Source organism: Cognatilysobacter lacus (genome assembly GCF_008274655.1).
Classification (GTDB): Bacteria; Pseudomonadota; Gammaproteobacteria; order Xanthomonadales; family Xanthomonadaceae; genus Cognatilysobacter; species Cognatilysobacter lacus.
Genome location: NZ_VTRV01000270.1, coordinates 1 through 1,201, shown reverse-complemented (window position 1 = coordinate 1,201; position 1,201 = coordinate 1). Strand labels below are relative to the sequence as shown.

The window sequence follows — 1,201 nt, the reverse complement described above, 5'->3', positions numbered from 1 at the left end:
CGCAGCCGGACGGGTTCCCAGCCGCGCAGGCGATGCACCCGTCCGCACCGCCGACGTGGATACGCGGCGCGGTTCGCGACGTGCTGGAGCAGGCACCGGGGTACCAGGCGCTCGCGCACACCGACCGGAAAGCGCTGGCTCACGCGATGGTGCGTGTATCGACGCTGGCTGCGCGCCTGATCGAGGAAGAAGGCGACGCGCATGCCGCCATCGAGCCTTCGCAGCGATCGGCGCCGCTGGCCCGCGCGCAGTCGCAGCCGGAATTCGGCGCTGCGGCCGACCGCATCGCATCGACGACACAGAACGTGCTCAACGCGGTGTCGTTTCCACGTTTCGTGACCGACCTCATCAACGGCGTGTTCCGCGCGATGCTCGATTCCAACCAGGCGCAGATGCAGCAGTACGTGAACCTGCTCAACGCGGTGTCGGCATCGGCTGAGGGCTTCGAGGGCGGGCAGTTCGGCCTCATGCGCGTGCGCCAGTGGCTCGCGGACCATTTTCCGGAATCGATCGAATACGACGCGCCGGAAATCGAACCGGGTGAAACGCCTGATCCGGAGGAGATCGCGAACATCCGGCTGCGCCTGCGCAGCGGTGCTTCGATGCCGCCGCCCGAGGTGATCAGGGCGACGCTCGGAATGGCGCCGGAAGATCCGCTGGAGGCGAGCGGGCCCGAACAACTGGTGCCCATCGCACGTCGGCAACTGGCCCGGCAGCGCCAGCAGATGCTCGCGACGATGGTGATGATGGGCATGCAGCGCATCGTCGTCGACAGCGGCAAGATCAATGCGGCCATGCGCTTCCACATCGACACGCGTAGCGCCGCGAACCAGGACCAGGCCAGCCAGACCAGCGTGCAGAACCGCATCAAGGCCGGCGGCAGTTTCGGCGCCGGCCCCTGGGGTGCCAGCGCCGAGATCGAGAACACGATTGGTTACGTGTCCACCCAGCGCACGCAGTCGACCGAGGAAATGAATACCGACCTCGACCTCAACTCCTCGGTCGAACTCAACTTTCGCAGCGACTACCTGCCGCTCAACCAGCTGGCCAACCAGGCGCAGGCCGAGCGGATCCGCAACAGCACGCTCAATCCGGCGGCGGCCGTCGTGGAGGACCCGGCGGCTGCGCGCGCCGCGCGTCAGGCAGCGCAGCGTGCCGCGGAAGAGGCTCGGCGCGCGTCTACATCGATCACGATGCCGAC

General features: G+C 67.6%; 1 pseudogene. It reads left to right on the top strand.

What is annotated here, in order from left to right:
• Nucleotides 1–32: 32 nt before the first annotated feature.
• Nucleotides 33–1,201, top strand: a pseudogene (locus FW784_RS13995) (hypothetical protein); the annotation flags it as partial.